Raw genomic sequence first — 17822 nt, 5'->3', positions numbered from 1 at the left:
TTACCTTGAAATAGCGCTCACACTACAATCAGCCCCACAATCTCCACGCTAAACCCGATGCCCGTGATGTTGCTTGTTTGCTGGCTTTTTCAAATATCATGCTAGTGCCTAAACAGTAGAAATGGTTTTTGGCGCGGGTGATGGCGGTGTAAAGCAGTTCTTTACTGAGTAGCTGCCATTGGGCGGAGCTGGGTTTATGTGGCAATACAAAGCTGACTTTATCAAACTCGCTGCCTTGGCTTTTATGTACTGTCATGGCGTAGCAAGTGTCGTGGCTTGGTAAGCGTGCGGGTAATACTTTAAGCAGGTTGCCATCGGCCATAACAAAGTGGGCCATTAAACGGCTTGGCTTAGTGCTGTCTTGCAAGATTAAACCAATGTCGCCATTAAATAAGCCTAAGTTGTAATCGTTACTTTGAATAATGATCGGTCGGCCTAAATAGAACTCATTTTGAGGATTAATCAGTTTGGCGTGTTTAAGGCTGTCGGTGATGGCGATATTCATTCCCTCAACCCCAAATTCACCTGCTCGCATGGCACACAAGACTCGATATTGGTTAAAGCTGTCGATGATGGTTTGTTCAGAATTCGGTAGTGTTATGGCGCTGTCTTGTCGATCCGCTTGATCGATAATGGCCTGTTGATTTATCCTTTGCTGATTTTCTTGTACCAAACTCAGATACTCACCATAAGCCTGCACCGATAATGCCAATAATGCTTGTTTACCTGTGTTATCTCCCAGGGCATTATGCTGATGTTCAAACCAATTCAATTCGGCATGATTATCTTGCCACACTTGACGAATCGCATGCACATTAGATTGATTAACCGCATTGGCTAATAGGCCAATACCGGCATCGCCTTTAAAACGATGGCTGTGCATCAACATACACAAACTGTCACCAATTTTAGGTTGTTGATGAATAAACTGACTGACATCTTGTTGGGTTAATTGCTCAATGAGCTTTGCCTGTGCTGCGCTGTAACGCATTGACCATGGTGATGCCTGTTGCTGATTAGTTTGTTTTAAGCCAACACAAATATCCGCCAGCACTGCGCCAGCTTCTACTGATGCGAGTTGATCTTGGTCGCCTAACAATATTAAGCGGCCATGAGACGGTAGGGCGCTGAGTAATTTGTACATCATGGGTAAGTCGACCATCGATGCTTCATCGACCACCAGTAAATCTAAGCGCAACGGGTTATCCTGATGATGCCTGAATTGGTACGAGTTTGGGATAACCCCCAATAGTCGATGCAATGTTGAAGCTTCTTCAGGTATTTGTTTTAGCGAATCAGTTAATACTTTCGCCACTGCTGGGTCGCTGACTTGGGTGAGCTGTTGCAGTAAACGATGTTTAGACGCCTTGATCGATTCACTCAGCCTTGCTGCTGCTTTACCTGTAGGCGCGACTAAACGGATTGTTAGCGGCGACTGGGTTAACAGTAACAATAATAGTTTAGTTACTGTGGTGGTTTTACCGGTTCCTGGGCCACCAGTGATCACCGCTAATGCTTTGGCTAAGGCTGTTGCCGTGGCTATTTTTTGCCAGTTAAACGGGCTGCTATTGCTGTCTTCTGCGGTAAATAAACATTCAATGAGTTGCGGCAGATTACTGTTAGCTAGGTCGATTTCAATTTGTTGATTGGCTAATTGGGTCAACTTAGCCGCCACTTGAGTTTCAAAGAAATGGTACTTATTTAAATATAAACGCCCATGCTCAAAGATCATTGGTTTGTTGTCACCGGGCTGGCCGACGGCATCAAATAGCGCGATTTGTTCAATCAATTGTTGATGGTTAAGGTTAATCCGACAATTGATTTCCGCGTTGCCGCGGTTGTCTTCTGCCATGGGATTGGCTAAATCAATTTGCTCGATGACTAAACAACTGTGCTGATTCGACAATTGCTGGCTAAGCATGGCGCAAACAAGCAAGAACAGTTTCGGCTGTTGTTCGCTAATTGCGGGATCGTTATTGATGGTTTCAATATTGGCCAGCTCTAAAGCAAAATGACGATCGAGTGCAGTAATGAGCCGCTGTTCTTGCCAAAGGTGCAATAACTCAGTGATTGGATGGGTGAGTATTAGCATGATGACGTCTCCGGCGCACGATTGTCTGTATTGCCTGTAAATAAGCGGTCGAGTTGTTCGATTAATGCTCGCGGTGGTTTGTCATAAAATACCCCAGCACCAGGATGCTCAGGATGCATGCCGCGTAAAAAAAGGTAATAGCAGCCGCCAATATGCTCTTGATAATTGTAGTTTGGTAATCTAAGCGATAAGTAACGATGCAACGCCAAGGTATACAAGATGTATTGCAAATTATAACGATGAGCATCAATGGCTTTAGCCATGGCTGAGTGAGTGTAGTCGTTATAGTTATCGCCCAGATGGTTAGACTTATAATCGGCAATATAAAATTGACCTTGGTGCTCAAAGGTTAAATCGATAAAGCCTTTTAACATGCCTTTTAGAGTATCAAAGTCGAGTCCGGCGACATAACCGTGCTGCTGCAAAATATGATTTAATTGCGATGCTTGTAAGGTTGAAATAGGCAAATAAAACTCCATTTCGACCATTTTTTGCTTCATGCCTAATTGGCTTAATGTCAGTGATGTGTCCTGTGACGATGGCTCGATAAACAGCGGCGCGGCCAATATTTGCTGATACCAGTCCATTAATGGTTGTTGCCATAGGGCTTCGTCAAATCCATATTGTTTCATGGCTTTCGTTAGCGCAGGCGTCAGCTCGGTGTCTGCTTGGGTAAAATCAAACAGTTCTAACACTAAATGCATAAAACTACCCGCATTGGCGCCGCGTTCAAAGGTAAAGCGATCAAGTTCTGGTTCGCTGGTGAGTTCATCTTGTAACTGTAATTGGATTAACTCATCTGTGAAGTCTTCATCGTCGGCACCGGGCGCGACTCTCTCGTGAGGCAGATGTTTCACCAAGCCAGAATAACTGCCAACACGCCATGCAAGGCTCTGTACTCGAGTGACTTTTTTGGCCGCTAGCGGGTCATTATTGTCGTGGATATCGGCGAGCACTGAATCGTCAATATCGTTGCCTAAGCATTCCACACTCATTGCCGGTAACGTGACAATTGCATTCACTTTGGCTTGAATAAGAGCAAAGTCAGTTTTCTTGTCGGTAATGCCTAACAGATAACCGATACCTGTTTCATGTAATTGGCTGCTGATCCCCGCCTTTAATTGACGGCTTTGGTTAGCAATATACAAATAACACACGTAAACCGGCCGTGTTAACGCCACATACAGTAGGCGTAAATCTTCAGCGAGGGTTTCTTGTTTGAGTTGTTCCCAGCCTTCGTCGGTCGCGTCGATATCCCAAATAAGCTGCTCATTTTTATGGTACATCATCGGCGCAGGGCGTTTTTTATTGCCACGGGCTAGGCTAACAAACGGCACAAAACATACCGGATATTCCAAGCCCTTACTTTTATGAATAGTGACAATTTGCACTAAGTTCTGCTCGCTTTCTAAGCGCAGTTGCTGCTCATCACCGCCATTGTTACCAATCAGTTGTTGCTCGTACCAATTGATAAGGGCACTACTGCCATCTAGCTCAGTGGCCTTTTGCTGCAGTAATTCGGCTAAATGCCTAAAGTCGGTTAAGCGTCTTTCGCCAGAGGCTTTAAGATCTGCTGCGTTGTCGTCATCAGCATCATTAAAGCTGTTGTCACTATTGCTGCCATAACTGTTGTCATTAGTAATGTCAGCCGTGACAGATTGCGATAGGTAACGATGAATTAGCTTGGTTTCGCTGGCAAAGTTAAGCAGCGCAGGCATAACGCCGCGTTGTTGCCACAACTGATGCCAATGAGTGAATTGATCTAATACCTGCTGGCGTTGTTCTTCATCTTGGTTAAATTGATGGATCCGTTGGGCATTAAAACCAACAAGCTCAGTGGCCAGTGCGGCGCGGATAGCGCGTTCATTTTTAGGCGTGGCTAAGGCATACAATAAAATCGCCATTTCACGGGCTTCAATGGTGTTAAATACGCTGTCTCGGCTTAAAAATACCGCGCCAATTTTACGTGCTGATAATTCCGCTTTCATCACGGCCGCTTCGTTACGGTCGCGTACCAATATGGCAATGTCTTTGGCAATGAGCGGTTTAGCTTCCTGTTCAAGGCTGTTATTAACTTTACATAATCCCTGTTGAGCTTCGGTGAGTAAGCGCTTTATTTCACTGGCAGCATCAGCGGCTAAGCGTTGTCTTGCGGTAGTTTTGTTTAAGCCATTAACATCGTCTTCGGCTAATAAGCGGATCCGCAACGCCGCTGGATTGGTTGTCGCTTCACTCAGGTGTTTATTGGCTGCCGATGATGGGGTTTTAACAATATCATAGGGGATAGCTTGGCTAATAAACGGGTCTTGGTGTTGACTAAATAGCTGATTAACGCCATTGACTAACTGAGTGGATGAACGGTAATTGGTGTCAAGATTATAATGGGCCTGTGTTTGTTGGCGCGCGGCAATATAAGTGTAAATATCGGCACCACGGAAAGCATAAATAGCCTGCTTAGGATCGCCAATCATTAATAAACTTAAGCGACCCTTGTTAGCATCATCATCGTTGTTGTCATTACCATTATCATTATTGCTAATGACATCTGGGCTGTTCACCCTTGTATCTGCGGTTAGGTCCAGCTGTGATGCTAACGGCTGTTGATACACCTGATTAAAAATGGTGAATTGTAATGGGTCGGTGTCTTGGAACTCATCAATTAATGCGACCGGAAAACGCTTAGCAATGGCATGGGCGAGGGTGATCGGGTTTTGGCTGAGCGCCATGGCTAAGCTGAGTAATAGGTCATCGGGTGTCATTAAATTGCGTTGCTGTTTTTGGCCGGCAAAGCGTTGGCGAATACCCTCTCGGGCGCGCACTAAAAATGACGGAATAAGCTGATTAATTAACTCAAGTAATTGCTCAATATGCTCCAGTAACGGCGCTTCATCTGCACTGGGGATAACGCCACCTTTATTGAGTTTAAGCTCTGATAATGCCAATTGCTCCAGCGCTTTTATTGGCGGTAATCCTTGGCCAAATTTTACCCAGTTACTAATGCTATCAAACAGTTGGCTTAGCTTAGGATAACCGTCGGCGCCTTTGCCAAAACGTTGACCGTTTAATGGTAGCGATTGCAATAATTCAAGGGTGCTGTCGTGCAGGCTTTGCCACAATAAGGTAAAGCGGCTGATACTTTGGCTTAGCTGTTGTTGCAGGGTTTCAAAAGCCAGTGGCTGCTTTGACAATACCGCTTGGCTTGCACCTAATAACGGTCGCAGTTTTTGTGCTAACACGTCAGGTTCCGCAAACACATCACTAATGGCTTGGGCTAAAAAGGGCGGTAATGGATAACACACTTCACGCCAGAAATCGCGCACTGCATGGTGTAAAAACTCACTGTCGTCGAGGGTAAATTCGGACTCAAATAGTAATGACGACTCAAATGCCATGTCTGACAACACGCGTTGGCAAAAGGCATGAATGGTAAAAATGGCCGCTTCATCTAACGACTTTAACGCTAAGTCTAAGCGTCTTAACGCAATAGGACGTTCATCTTCCGAGGTGTCTTGGTAAAGCTGTTCAATAAACTCATCATTGACGGCTAAGCCTAAAAAGCGTTTAAACGCTAAGTTAATCCGTTTACGAATTCGGTCTCTGAGTTCTTCAGTGGCGGCGTTGGTGAAAGTAACCACCAAAATTTGCTCACAACTTAGTGGTGCTTTACCGCCGTGGCCTAACAATAAACGTAAATACAAACCAGAAATAGTATAGGTTTTCCCCGTACCAGCACTGGCTTCAATTAAGCTGGAACCGCTAAACGGTAAGGTGAGGGCATTAAGCGGTGTCACGGTAATAGCGTCCATTAATGCGCTCCTAGTTTAGCTGCGTTGGCAATGAGTTGCGCTTGAATATCAACCGCGGTGCCACTGACAAAGGTGTCTAATTCTGCCAATTTATCTTTGTGATACTGGCTTAACATGGGTTGCAGTAAATGGATGGCTAATGCCCCAAATGTCGCTTCGCTAAAGTCTTCTGGAAAATGGAATAAACGCTGGTTATGTGGGTCGTGCCCTTCGCCGAATTGGTTTTGGCCGTCATCCCATTTTTGCTGGGCTTTAAGCAGCTTTTCTTCATGGTCGCCATCGGTTTCAACATAGGCGAAAGCCGTTTTAGGCATAAAGCACAAGGGTTGAGTTTGCCCCTGAATAAAACCACGGATAAAGCGCATGAGTTGTGCCTGTGCTTGTTCAGCAGTGATAGGCGCAAAGGCATGAAAATGGCCAATGTCGAGTAAGTAACTGAATTGATTTTTACCCATGCCCGAGGTGGACGAATTGGCCATGGCGTTGATGCATAAATGACGCAAGTATACTCGAATAAAATCTCGTCCGTGGGCAGTGCCGGGGCGGTAATTGACTAAGCCTTTAGGCAAAATGTCGTCAATACGGCCGACAAGATTGACTCGCACGATGGACGAATGGGTTGTATCTGCTTGTTCTGGTAAACCCTGCACAGATAGAGCATGCGCTGGAAAATCTTGCATCGGTAAATCAAAGTTAAGATCAACATTCAGCGTGAGCATGGCTTGTTGGTCTTGTAAAAACTGCACCCGATTAATCAACGGCGATATATCGCGTAAATATTGGTTAATTAGCAAGTCGTCAAACGGCGCCATGGGCAATTCACCGCTGGTTTTGAGTTTGCTGAGTAATTCGAGATCTGGGCTGTCGAGTTGATGTTCAATGGCATTGTCGAGCATGCGTGATTGCAATAAATAACGCTCGAGTGCATTTAAGCTAAACGGTTCGTCATTGTCATCGGCTTGAATATCCAGTGATAAATCGACTTTTAAACTGCGGTTGAAAAAGAATTGCGCTGGATTACGATAAAAACGGATTAATGCCGACAATTCGAGTTCGACCACTTTAATGCCTTCGCTATTAATATGAGTATGGGCAAATACTTCATCTGCCTGTTCGGCCAACAAAGGTAATGCTTGCTCAAAAAAGTGATTGTTAATGGTCGCATTGGCTGGTGGCGGACACCATTGGGCATTAAAACTGTGTTGCAGCTTATTCACACTATCAGCCGATTGTGGTGTTTCTCGGAAAAGTTTAGCGTCAAAAGGCTGCAAAGGTTGTGCTTGAATAAGCTGTGCCAGTACGGCTTTGTCGGCATCATCAAGATTGATTTCTACTTGCTGTTCAAGCTGTTGCTGTAAGGATTGCGGTAGGTAGCTGAGTTGGCAATATTCGACCAATTCAGACACTAGCATTGAGGCAATGCGCTCAGCATTATCGCGCTCACTGTGGCCAATATAACTGATGTAAAGTTGCTCTCTGGCCGACAGTAATGCTTCTAAAAATAAGTAGCGGTCGTCTAATCGGCGCGAGCGATCACCTTTTTTAGGGCCAAAATGCGCCATTAAATCAAACCCGACAGGATGTTGTACCCGCGGATAGACACCGTCATTCATTCCCAGCAAGCACACCACTTTAAAGGGGATTGAGCGCATTGGCATTAAGGTACAAAAATTCACGCTACCAGCAAGGTAACGTTGGCCGACCCGAGATTCAGTTAAGCGCTGATTAAACCACTGCTTTAGGACTTCAATATCGACTTGGCCTTGATGACCGGCGCTTTCAAGCTCAGTGTCTAGGGTGACTAATGCATCTCGAATGGCTTGAATTTGTTCACGCTCATCATCTGTGGTGTCGTAGCAATCGGCGAGTAGTTGTTGTAATTGTTCAAGGCGCTCTGCGGTGCTGTAGTCATTGGCAAATAAGTTAAAATAAGTGTCGATGGTTTCTAAAAAGTTGAGCAACTTACCTAATGCCTGCGATGATTGACCTTCAATGCCTTGTACCATTAAAGTATCGCGATAAATATCGGCATCGTCGTTAAAAGCGTAGCCTAGGATTAAACGCTTAATGCCAAATGCCCATGAGTTTTGCGTAAAAGGCTGCACACCTAGTTGGCTACGAGTTTGTTCACTGCGGCCCCAACGGACATTGGCATCGTCTAGCCAGCGGCGGATTAATGATAATTCGTCATCATCGAGTTGGAAGCGACGCAAAATAGCAGGCACTTCTAAAATACCAATAATGTCTGTGAGGCCAAAGCGACTTTGATTGATATTTAACAGGCTTAAAAAGCTATTAATCAGCGGCGACTCTTGCGCTGCGCCCCTGTCTGCAATGGCGTAAGGTATGTAGTAATCGCCTTTTTGCGGATTTTTGTCGGCAAAATACTGACTGTTGGCTGTGCCAAATACCGCATCAATATACGGAGCATACGCTGCGACATCGGGCATCATGATCACGATGTCTTTAGGGCTTAAGTCGCTGTTGTTTGATAACAGCTCTAAAAGGTGATCGTGTAAGGTTTCAACTTCGCGCAGGGCACTGTGGCAACTGCGTAAGGTAATTGAGTCATCACTAGGTAATAAGGTGCGGCGAGCATGAATGTTTTGATAAACACTGGCGTTTGGCCCTAATGGCTCACCGAGTGTTTCCATTTGTAAGATATCGTATTGCACCCCATGCAGCAGATTATTCGGCTCGGGCTCAACATAACAGTCGTAACCAAAATCGGTGTGTTCTGGCGGCAGAGATAGTAATAAATCCAGCAGTTCGCGGCCCATTTGACCATTATTAGCCAGTATAGGATTACCTACTTCGAGTTTGTCTTCCCAGTCTTGGTCGAGTTGCTTTTTGTTGGCATATTGCAACGCCATGCGGGCGCGAGTTTTCGGCTCAATAATATCGCCCCAATAATGCTGGCAAGGGCTGAGAGACAACATAATGACATCAATGCGACTGGCTAAATGGTACAGCACATCAAGAGTTTGTGGCGGCATGGACGAAATACCAAACACGTATAAGCGAGCGGGCAACATCGATAAATCGGTATCTGGATTGGCCAAGGTTGCAATTAAATCGGCATGTAAATTGGCGCGATGATAATGGCTGGCGTGCAAATGATGTTGGTTATAGTCAATTAATGCTCGCCACAGGATCGGTTGCCATTGTTGGTTTTCATCTAATGCTAGGCGGTTGTCGATGCTTGATAACGGCTGGTTTTGCTCCCACGCTAAAATCCACTCAGGGCGGTAAACCAAGTATTGGTCAAAAATATCGGCAATGCGGCCACACAATTGAAATAGCTTAATTGCATCATGTGATTGATTGAGCTGCAATATGGCGTGGCTGTTTGCTGTATGAACATTAGTTTCAGTATCAATATCAGTATCAGTATTCGCGTCTACATCTGTATCAAGAATATCTGTATCAGCAATATCAGTAGTGGTATCAACTTGAGGCGATAAGTACTGTTTGAGTGGACTAAAATCTGGGTTATCTAGCAGACTTGGTAATAAGTCCATTAACTTCCAGGTCATCGCAGCTTTAGTAAAGGCGTTATCTTTTGGTACATCGGGCAGCAAGTCGTGGCATAACTGCCAGGTAAAACTAGAGGGTAACGGGAACGACAATGCGGCGGCGATACCATTGTGTTTAGCGATTTCTAAACGCAGCCAAGTCGACATCCCGGGGCTTTGAACTAACACATGCTCACTGGCTAATAAACTGACGTTATCTAAACGAATAGCCAACAGTTTGGCCAGTTGTTCAGATAACACTTCCATCTGATTAGATTGAATTAAAGTAAGCATGGGCGACCCGCTAATTTGAGATTAATTCATTCTATGGACTCTGCCTTAAATCATCAATCAAAACCGTTAATAATCAGGATGATTGCTGATGTTGTGCACAAGTTCAATTGCGCAGCAGTCGTAAACGTAATCGACGATACAACTGCTTAAAGTGTTGTTGCTGTTGCTGGGTTTGTGATTCCGACAGCGGTTGATATTTAAGTGCTACATAGGCATCGCTTAGGGCTGTAAAGTCCGCTGCCACTTGAGGAGCAAGGGCGCTTAAATGGGCGTTAACCGCTGTGGCGTAGGCAGACGGTGCTTGACCTTGTTGACGGGCGATGCCTTTTTTCGCTAAGCGTTGGCAAATGAGTTGATAGCGTTTATTAAGCGGATCTTGTTGACGATCAACACTGAACAACCCGGCGTAATAGGCAATAACCAATGCGATAATGATAAAGCTAACAATCATCAGTAAGACGATTTTAGTGCTGCTAACATCACCCAATAATTTTGCTAACACTTGTTGTTTACGTTGCTCGTCAAAACCTAATACCCACACACTCCAGTAGTAATCGACACTGGCAAACTGCTGGCGTAATTCATTTAACCACGGGTATTGTTTCATGTGCAGTGTGCTAAAAGGGCTGTCTTGTAAGTAGCTGCTTTGGCTGTCAAAGGTGGCATCAAAGCCATCTAACACCCGCTGTGGTGCAATCATCGCGGTAGGGTCAAAACGTTGCCAACCTTGGCCTTCAAACCACACTTCGGTCCACGCATGGGCCATGTATTGATAAACACTGTAATAGCCCGCTTTAGCATTATAATCTCCGCCCTGATAACCCGTTACCATACGGGTTGGAATGCCGCTAGCGCGTGCCATAAACACGAGTGCTGAGGCGTAATGAGCACAAAATCCTGCACGGTTTTCAAACAGAAAATCATCAATTTGTTGCTCGCCGACACGAGGCGGACTCAAGGTGTAGTAATAGGCTTGTTCAGCAAAGTAATTCATCATCGCATTAATGCGCGCGTGTGGATCTGGATAATCTTTGGCGAACTGCAAACCGAGTTTTCGGGTTTTTGGATTGCTATTGGCTGGCAACGCAAGGTTTAGCTGCTGAGTATGTGAGTCGAGTTTGAGATCCATAATAGTGTCAGGATATGAGGTGACTCTATAACTCATACGCTGATCGACAGGCCTTAACGAGTACAAGCGATAATCTGCTAACTCAACCACTTGATCATTTTGGCTAAATGCTTCATCTAAGCCATATAGCCATTTTTGATGACTGGGTTCGCTAATGACCACATAGTCGATTTTTTTACTGCTAGCTTTGGTCGAGGTGTTAGGGGCCTGGCGCATGGGCTTGTTAAAGTATGCTTGTCGCTGAACTTGTTGAATACTGGGATCTTGACGCCAGGTTTTGCCGTCATAATTTTCCATCACCAAGGTACGCCAATATAAGTCTTGGTTGGCAGGCCCTAGGGTGCTGCCATCTGGATTATCAAAACCAACTCTAAAGGCTAGCTCTGCTGAACGAGTTAGCTTACTAATGTCACCAAATGACACTTCATCAGACAAACCCGTCTTGGCTGTTTTCATATTCGGCACTAACCATAGCGGGCCTAATCTGGGGAACACCACAAACAGTAATATGGCTAACGGTAGACTTTGGAGAATTATTTTAAGACTAAAACTTAGGTTGGCCAGCTTGTTTGATTTGTCTTGATAGACGCTGATTAACACGCCGGTATTTATAATAGCCACGGCTAATAAATGCAGAGTATTAAGCATGCTTTGTTGATCAAGTAAGGTTAGACCAATAAGAAAATAGCCCACCAACACAATGGCTTTTACGTCTCTGAGTTCGCGCATTTCAATGTATTTTAATGCGTAACCTAAAATTAATAAGTTAACCAACGCATTGAGTAAACCTATTTCACTGGACACTAAGGCGAGGGTGGTAGCGGCGCCAATGGCTAAAGAGGTTACCAATATTTTTGGCGGTGCCGCCACTTTGCCAAGAAAAATCCCCAGGCGCCAAACAAAGCAAATCGCACAAATACCAATGCTCCATAAAGTCGCTTGTTGATACAAAGGGCTCAGGATGGCGACATTAGTGATTAACAACCAAAACAAGGTATTGCGGCTAATGATGGCATCAAAGTTATCGGTCATGATGATTCACCCGCGGATTGGGTTGCCACATGACTCGGATTAAAATCTGGGTTCATGTTTGTGGGAGCATGGTAAGTCGCAATGGCAGTATGACAGGCCACTCGATGTGCTTCGCCTGTTTGCTGATTGATAATATGGTCATCCAAAATTAAGCCAAATATTTGCTGGGATTGGCTTAACTTATCAACTTGCCATGCGAGTTTACTGAGCCTGTGTTCAATGTCATTGCCTGATGTATTGGCCAAGGTTAACCAAACGGGTAATCCTTCTGGTTCAGCAAACTCTTTGGATAACATGCCTTTATCTTGAGCCCATTGTTTCCATGCTACTTGTTTGAGTGATTCACCCGGAATATAGCTGCGTAAGCCTTTGTAGTCGTCAACACCTGGGCGCAATTTTCCGTGTTCATTAGGGTTATCATTGTCGCTAATGTGGCTTGAAAGTTCGATGTCACACATTTCTGGTTTAGCAAAAATAACATGATGGATGTCTAAGTCGACATAGGACCATGCGCGGCATAATCCTAACGGAAAGTAGGATGAAACTTTGATCCGTCCAGGATTTAACTTGCCACGTGTAGGGTGTTCAAATGGCACAGTCGCTATGGTTTGTTCGTGCATTTGTTTAACACGAACATGGCGCTGATAACTAAATTGCAAACAAATTTGCTGGTGGGTGGTATCGGGATTATGTTGTCGAGTATGGCCAGTTAACATGATGGGAAATGGCATATTGTCACCAGCATAACCTTGCGGTGGTGTGACGGCATTAAATGTTAAACCAGCAAGGTTTTTATAGCTGTAAATTATGCAGGTATGGAACACACTGGCGAGTAATAAGCTTAACCCTATCACTAAGTTATTTTGATAATTGGTGCCAAACAAATACAGTAAAACGATTAGCCCAATCCACACTAATCCAAAACCACTTGGGAGAATAAAAATGCCTTTATGGCTGAGGGTAATCTGCTTTTGCGGTGGCAAGCGTTTACTTATCCACCTTGACCAGCGTCGAGTTAACGATGCTGGAATTAACCGACGTAACCTAGACTGCTTAATAGCATCATTGGCGTAAGTTGGTGAAGCAGATTTGGTTGATGCGGTCGATTTAGCCATATGAGTCTGCACTATTTGCATATTGGGTTAACGAATTGGGTTAACGCTGGCGAGGATAGTGTCAGACAAGGCTTGGCCTTGAAATTGACTACTACTGCGAATGCGATGTTCGGCAACTGAGGCAAATACCGCTTGAATGTCTTCGGGTACCACGTACTGACGTTGGTTGATAAAAGCCCATGCTTTAGCGGCTTGTAGCAGAGCAATACTGGCGCGCGGCGATAAACCGTTGGCGGTATTGTGTTGCCGAGAATAATCGACCAAGGCAATTAAATAATTCAGCACAGCATCAGATGCCGACACTTGCGCCACTTGTTGTTGCAGTAACATTAACTCTTGCGGGGTTAAGCATTGTGATAATGATGCTGGTTTATTGGCTTGAGTGCGCGACTTTAACATGGCTAACTCGGCTTCTGCGCTGGGATATCCGATGGAAATCCGCATCATAAATCGATCGAGTTGTGATTCTGGCAACGGGAAGGTACCAGCTTGATCAACCGGATTTTGGGTGGCAATAACAAAAAACGGTGAACTCAGAGGGTGGGTGATGCCATCGATAGTAATTTGTTGCTCTGCCATGGCTTCGAGTAAAGCACTTTGGGTTTTGGGGCTGGCGCGGTTAATTTCATCGGCCAACAACATTTGATTAAATATCGGGCCTTTATGAAATATAAACTGTTGTTGTTCTTTACTGTAGATGGACACGCCAAGAATGTCAGCCGGTAGCATATCGCTGGTAAATTGGATCCGCTGGTAACTCATGCCTAAACTGCTGGCAATGCCCTGGGATAAGCTGGTTTTGCCCATACCGGGTAAATCTTCAATCAGTAAATGACCTTTGGCGAGGATACAAGCGACGGCAAGTTTTATCTGCTCAGGTTTACCTAGCAGAACTTGGCTTAGTTGGTTAAGTAATGTTTGAATTGTTGATTGCGACACGAAAACTCCAACTGTTGGTAATAAACCGTTGTGGGTTTATTAGAGGCCACTGTGTAGTGATGTTTTATCATTATGGTTTACTGGTAAGGTCTATCGTGATTGTGTTTAAAGATTGATGTTTTATAAACGTGATGAGCTAAAGCATCAATAAACCTTACACATACTGGGCTAATGTTCTTATTATGCGATTAAAATCATACGTTACCTTGCTCACCCGCATTAAGCAAAAAAATACCGCCAGATAGCGGCGGTATCGGTAACAATTAATAAGCTTTAATAACGATAGCTAAATTCTTTTTCGCTAAACATCCCTTCAGTTGATGTGTTCTTTTGTTGGAATATCATTCGATAACTCAGTACCGCTTGAACATATTCGCGGGTTTCAGTATAAGGAATTGTCTCAATAAAACTCATCACATCTAAGCTTCCATTAGAGGCTCTTAACCAGCGTCTAACGCTACCAGGGCCGGCATTATAAGCTGCTGTTGCTAGCACGCGGTTTTGATTAAACTGTTTAAGTAACTCACTGTAATAAGCACTGCCTAACATAATGTTCACTTTAGGGTCGTACAGATCTTTAACATTATTAAACCGGATTTTGTTCTTTTTAGCCGTTTGTTTGGCTGTAGCTGGCATTAACTGCATTAATCCTCGGGCACCTACACCTGAGGTCGCGTATGGATAAAATGCACTTTCTCGACGAGAAATAGCCCGGATTTCATCAATATTCACTGCATACTTTTTGCTGGCTTTAACGAATTCATCGTTGGATGCCGCTGGAAAACGTAGTGCTATTGAATCCCATAACTTGCCTTGAATACTGGATTCAACACTGAATGCATGCCAGCCGTTGTTCAAGGCAAATAAACCATATTGTGCGGTCATTTCAGGGGTATGGCGGCGCATTAAATACAGCCATTCGTTACGGGCATCAATTTGCTTATCTAAAGCCATTAATTCAACCACGCGAGCAAGCCCAGGGTCTTGGTTCAATGCGGCTTGCAACTCTGGATTAGGCGTTAAATTATCATCATTCATCGCCAGAGGTTTGCCTAAGGCTTCTGCTGCATTAAAACCGTAGAAATTACGTTCGCCACTTAAGGTTGATTGTAATTGAGTTGCACGGTTTTTGTCATGACGAGAGGTCATCTTAGCTTGCCAATATTGCCAGCGTGGATCAGCTTTGCCTTGATCGCTTAATAGGGCTAAATATTTATCTATTGTGTCTAAGTCTTGCTCACGAATGGCCCAACGCAGGCGCATTTCATATAAATCATCAGATTGAAGTAATGGCAGCATGGCATCAATATGCGACACCAATTGTTGGTCTTGCTTAATTAGTGCTCTACGAACTAAATAGCGATTAAGTTGGCGACCGGACGCATCGCTAAAACGATTTGTTTTTTGGTATTTAACATACAATTTAATGGCTTGATGTAAATGTTTGCGAGCCAACTTACGCAGTCCAGCATCAACAATATCGCCAATGATAGGCTTGGAACTGGAAAATTTCTTCATATGACGCAAAATGTTGGGATCGCGATAAACCGACAATAGTAATTTGGCTTCACTTTTATGTTGGGTGATTTTTTGCGATAAATAGCTTAATAAACTTGACTGATTAGCATTGAAGCTCAACAGCATACGTGCCCATATTAATTCTTGGGTGCGATAACCGGCTTTAGTCCATTGATTAATCACGGCATCACATTCTTTAGGACGAGAATAACCGTGAACCCATATACGTTCTACACCCTTGTATGCCATGGCTTTATTACCGGCATCAAGTTGTGCTTGGTAGTAATAACATTGCAGGCGGATATCATTTGGTGTGTCTGGCGAAATCACTAAAAAATCTTGCCAATGTTGTTTTTTACCCGCATTAAGCAGGTATCGATAACGCAGATTATTGTAAAGTGGCGTGGTATCGAATTGGTTGATTGCATTGAGCGCTTTGTCACCAGGAGATTGCACTATGCTGTCTACATTTGCGTGGTAGTCAAGATAAACCGTTAATGGATAGTCGGCGAGTTTTTTGCGTAAGGCTTGATATTTATCGTGTTGTTTTTTATCCAATGCTTGGCGAGCATCAAGGTAAGTTTGCTGCTGCGATGTCAACGCATGCGCTTGGCTAAGAAAAGCCAACGATGTGCTAAGTAATAATGCGCCAGTAATAAAAGTGTTTGCCCAAGTGTTACGCATTTAAATGAGAATCTCCGCCTCAGTATTTCGTTAGTAATCAGTGTTTGTTATATCAATTTTTTGTTATATAAGTTGTTTTACGCTGGTTAAGGACAATGAGGTTTGTTACCTAAATAAAGGTTAATCATCATCTATTTATCCGTTACCCATTATCAGTTAGCCATTACTTTCATGTTTCTCGACAGACTCATCAAGTGCTCGATTGAGCAATTGTTTGTCTATCTGTTTACTGGTATCAACGCCTAATTGTTGCATATGATGGGCTTGCCTAATGAGGTTGCCTTTACCTGAAGACAACTTGGACATCGCATTTTGATAGCTTTTATCTGCGGTGTCTAAGGCGCGGCCGAGTTTATCCATATCTTCTAGATAACCACATAATTTGTCATAAATGCGGCTGGCTTGTTTAGCAATGTTTTGCGCATTTTGGTTTTGATATTCATAACGCCATATATTATTAATCGTGCGTAAGGCCACCAGTAAATTGGTTGGGCTTACCAGCATGATATTTTGCTCAAGGGCGAAATTAACCAAGCTCGAATCGTATTCTATGGCCAGTAAAAATGCCGGCTCAATGGGAATGAACATTAGCACATAGTCCAAACTTTTGAGACCATGTAGTTTGTGATAATCTTTTTGACTAAGGCCTTTAATGTGCTGCCTAATCGATAATGCATGTTCTTTTATCGCTTGGTCACGAATGTCCTTGTCTTCGCTATTAAAGTAACGTTCATAACTGACTAATGACATTTTGGCGTCGATTACCACGTCTTTTTGCTCGGGTAAATGGACGATAACGTCAGGCTTAAACCGCTTGCCATTGTCGTCTTTTAAATCTTGTTGGGTTTGGTACTCGTGGCCTTCACGTAAACCACTTTCTTGTAATACCCGCTCTAAAATGACTTCCCCCCAATTACCTTGCTGCTTGTTGTCACCTTTCAATGCTTTCGTCAGGTTAATGGCGTCTTGGCTCATTTTTAAGTTGAGATCGCGTAAATTATCTAATTGATGTTTCAATGCGCTACGTTCAGATTGCTCATGAGTATATGACTCTTGAATTTGACGTCTAAAGCCTTCTAACTGTTGTTTTAGCGGCCCGAGCACACCGTCCATTTGTGAGACGTTTTGTTGTTTAAAGCTTTCACTGCGTTCTTCAAAAATACGATTAGCAAGGTTTTCAAATTGCAGTTTAAGGCGTTCCTCTGCAGACTCGAGCAAGACGATTTTATCTTGTAATGATTTTTGTTCTGTTTCTGCTTTAACCAGAATGGTTTGTTGCACAGCGTTAGATTTGGCTAAATTGAGCTGTGACTCCATTAAACGATGTTGGGCTTCGAGCATTTGTTGTTCAACAAGATTAACTCGGTCGGCTTTGGTTTCTGCGCTAGAAAGCTGGGCAATCAAATCTTCTATTTTGCTTTGCAGATGATTACTGTGATCAATCTTATCATCGAGATTATCTTGTAATCTCGACATTTCAATTTGAACTTCATTGAGTTGTTGGAGTGTTTGCTGTTCATGTTGCAGTTTGAGCTGCTCCCATCGTTGACGTGTTAAGCGTTGATTGATTAGGGCGCCAATAAGAAAGGCGAGTAATGCAACAGCAACCAAAGCAGCAATTTGAGGAGGCGTTAATGACACAGCAAAAGGCATAACAAAAACCGATAGAAAATAATAGCTAAGGGTCGCACGGCTAAT

General features: G+C 43.8%; 8 protein-coding genes. All 8 read right to left on the bottom strand.

All coding sequences use genetic code 11. From position 1 onward, the window contains the following. Nucleotides 1-28: 28 nt before the first annotated feature. Nucleotides 29-2092 (bottom strand): exodeoxyribonuclease V subunit alpha, encoded by a 2064-nt coding sequence (recD, locus tag FCN25_RS01870; RefSeq protein ID WP_137221469.1) that lies wholly within the window; start codon nt 2090-2092, stop codon nt 29-31. Then, entirely contained in the window at nt 2086-5898 is a 3813-nt protein-coding gene (locus FCN25_RS01865) for a UvrD-helicase domain-containing protein (protein ID WP_137221467.1), read from the bottom strand. The genes recD and FCN25_RS01865 overlap by 7 nt, the downstream gene beginning before the upstream one ends. Further along, nucleotides 5898-9707, bottom strand: a complete 3810-nt coding sequence (gene recC, locus FCN25_RS01860; RefSeq protein WP_137221465.1) for an exodeoxyribonuclease V subunit gamma — start codon at nt 9705-9707, stop codon at nt 5898-5900. The genes FCN25_RS01865 and recC overlap by 1 nt, the downstream gene beginning before the upstream one ends. Nucleotides 9708-9810: 103 nt before the next feature. After that, nucleotides 9811-11868, bottom strand: a complete 2058-nt coding sequence (locus FCN25_RS01855) for a DUF3488 and transglutaminase-like domain-containing protein (RefSeq protein WP_137221463.1) — start codon at nt 11866-11868, stop codon at nt 9811-9813. Beyond that, nucleotides 11865-12983: a DUF58 domain-containing protein gene (locus FCN25_RS01850; RefSeq protein ID WP_137221461.1), complete on the bottom strand. Its 1119-nt coding sequence runs from the start codon at nt 12981-12983 to the stop codon at nt 11865-11867. The genes FCN25_RS01855 and FCN25_RS01850 overlap by 4 nt, the downstream gene beginning before the upstream one ends. A gap of 27 nt (nt 12984-13010) precedes the next feature. Next, nucleotides 13011-13922 carry a MoxR family ATPase gene (locus FCN25_RS01845; RefSeq protein WP_137221459.1) on the bottom strand — a complete coding sequence of 304 codons (912 nt, stop codon included), beginning with the start codon at nt 13920-13922 and terminating at the stop codon, nt 13011-13013. A gap of 273 nt (nt 13923-14195) precedes the next feature. Continuing rightward, the gene (locus FCN25_RS01840; protein WP_137221457.1) at nt 14196-16124 is read right to left on the bottom strand and encodes a transglycosylase SLT domain-containing protein; all 1929 of its coding nucleotides are present in this window, start codon (nt 16122-16124) and stop codon (nt 14196-14198) included. A 156-nt stretch (nt 16125-16280) separates the two neighbouring features. Then, a complete protein-coding gene (gene rmuC / locus FCN25_RS01835) occupies nt 16281-17777 on the bottom strand; it encodes a DNA recombination protein RmuC (protein WP_137221455.1) in 1497 nt (498 codons plus the stop codon). Nucleotides 17778-17822 lie beyond the last annotated feature (45 nt).

The sequence above is a fragment of the Shewanella sp. MEBiC00475 genome (assembly GCF_005234075.1).
Taxonomy (GTDB): Bacteria; Pseudomonadota; Gammaproteobacteria; order Enterobacterales; family Shewanellaceae; genus Shewanella; species Shewanella polaris.
Note: the sequence above shows the minus strand (reverse complement) of the source record. Positions and strands in the feature narration are given on the sequence as shown.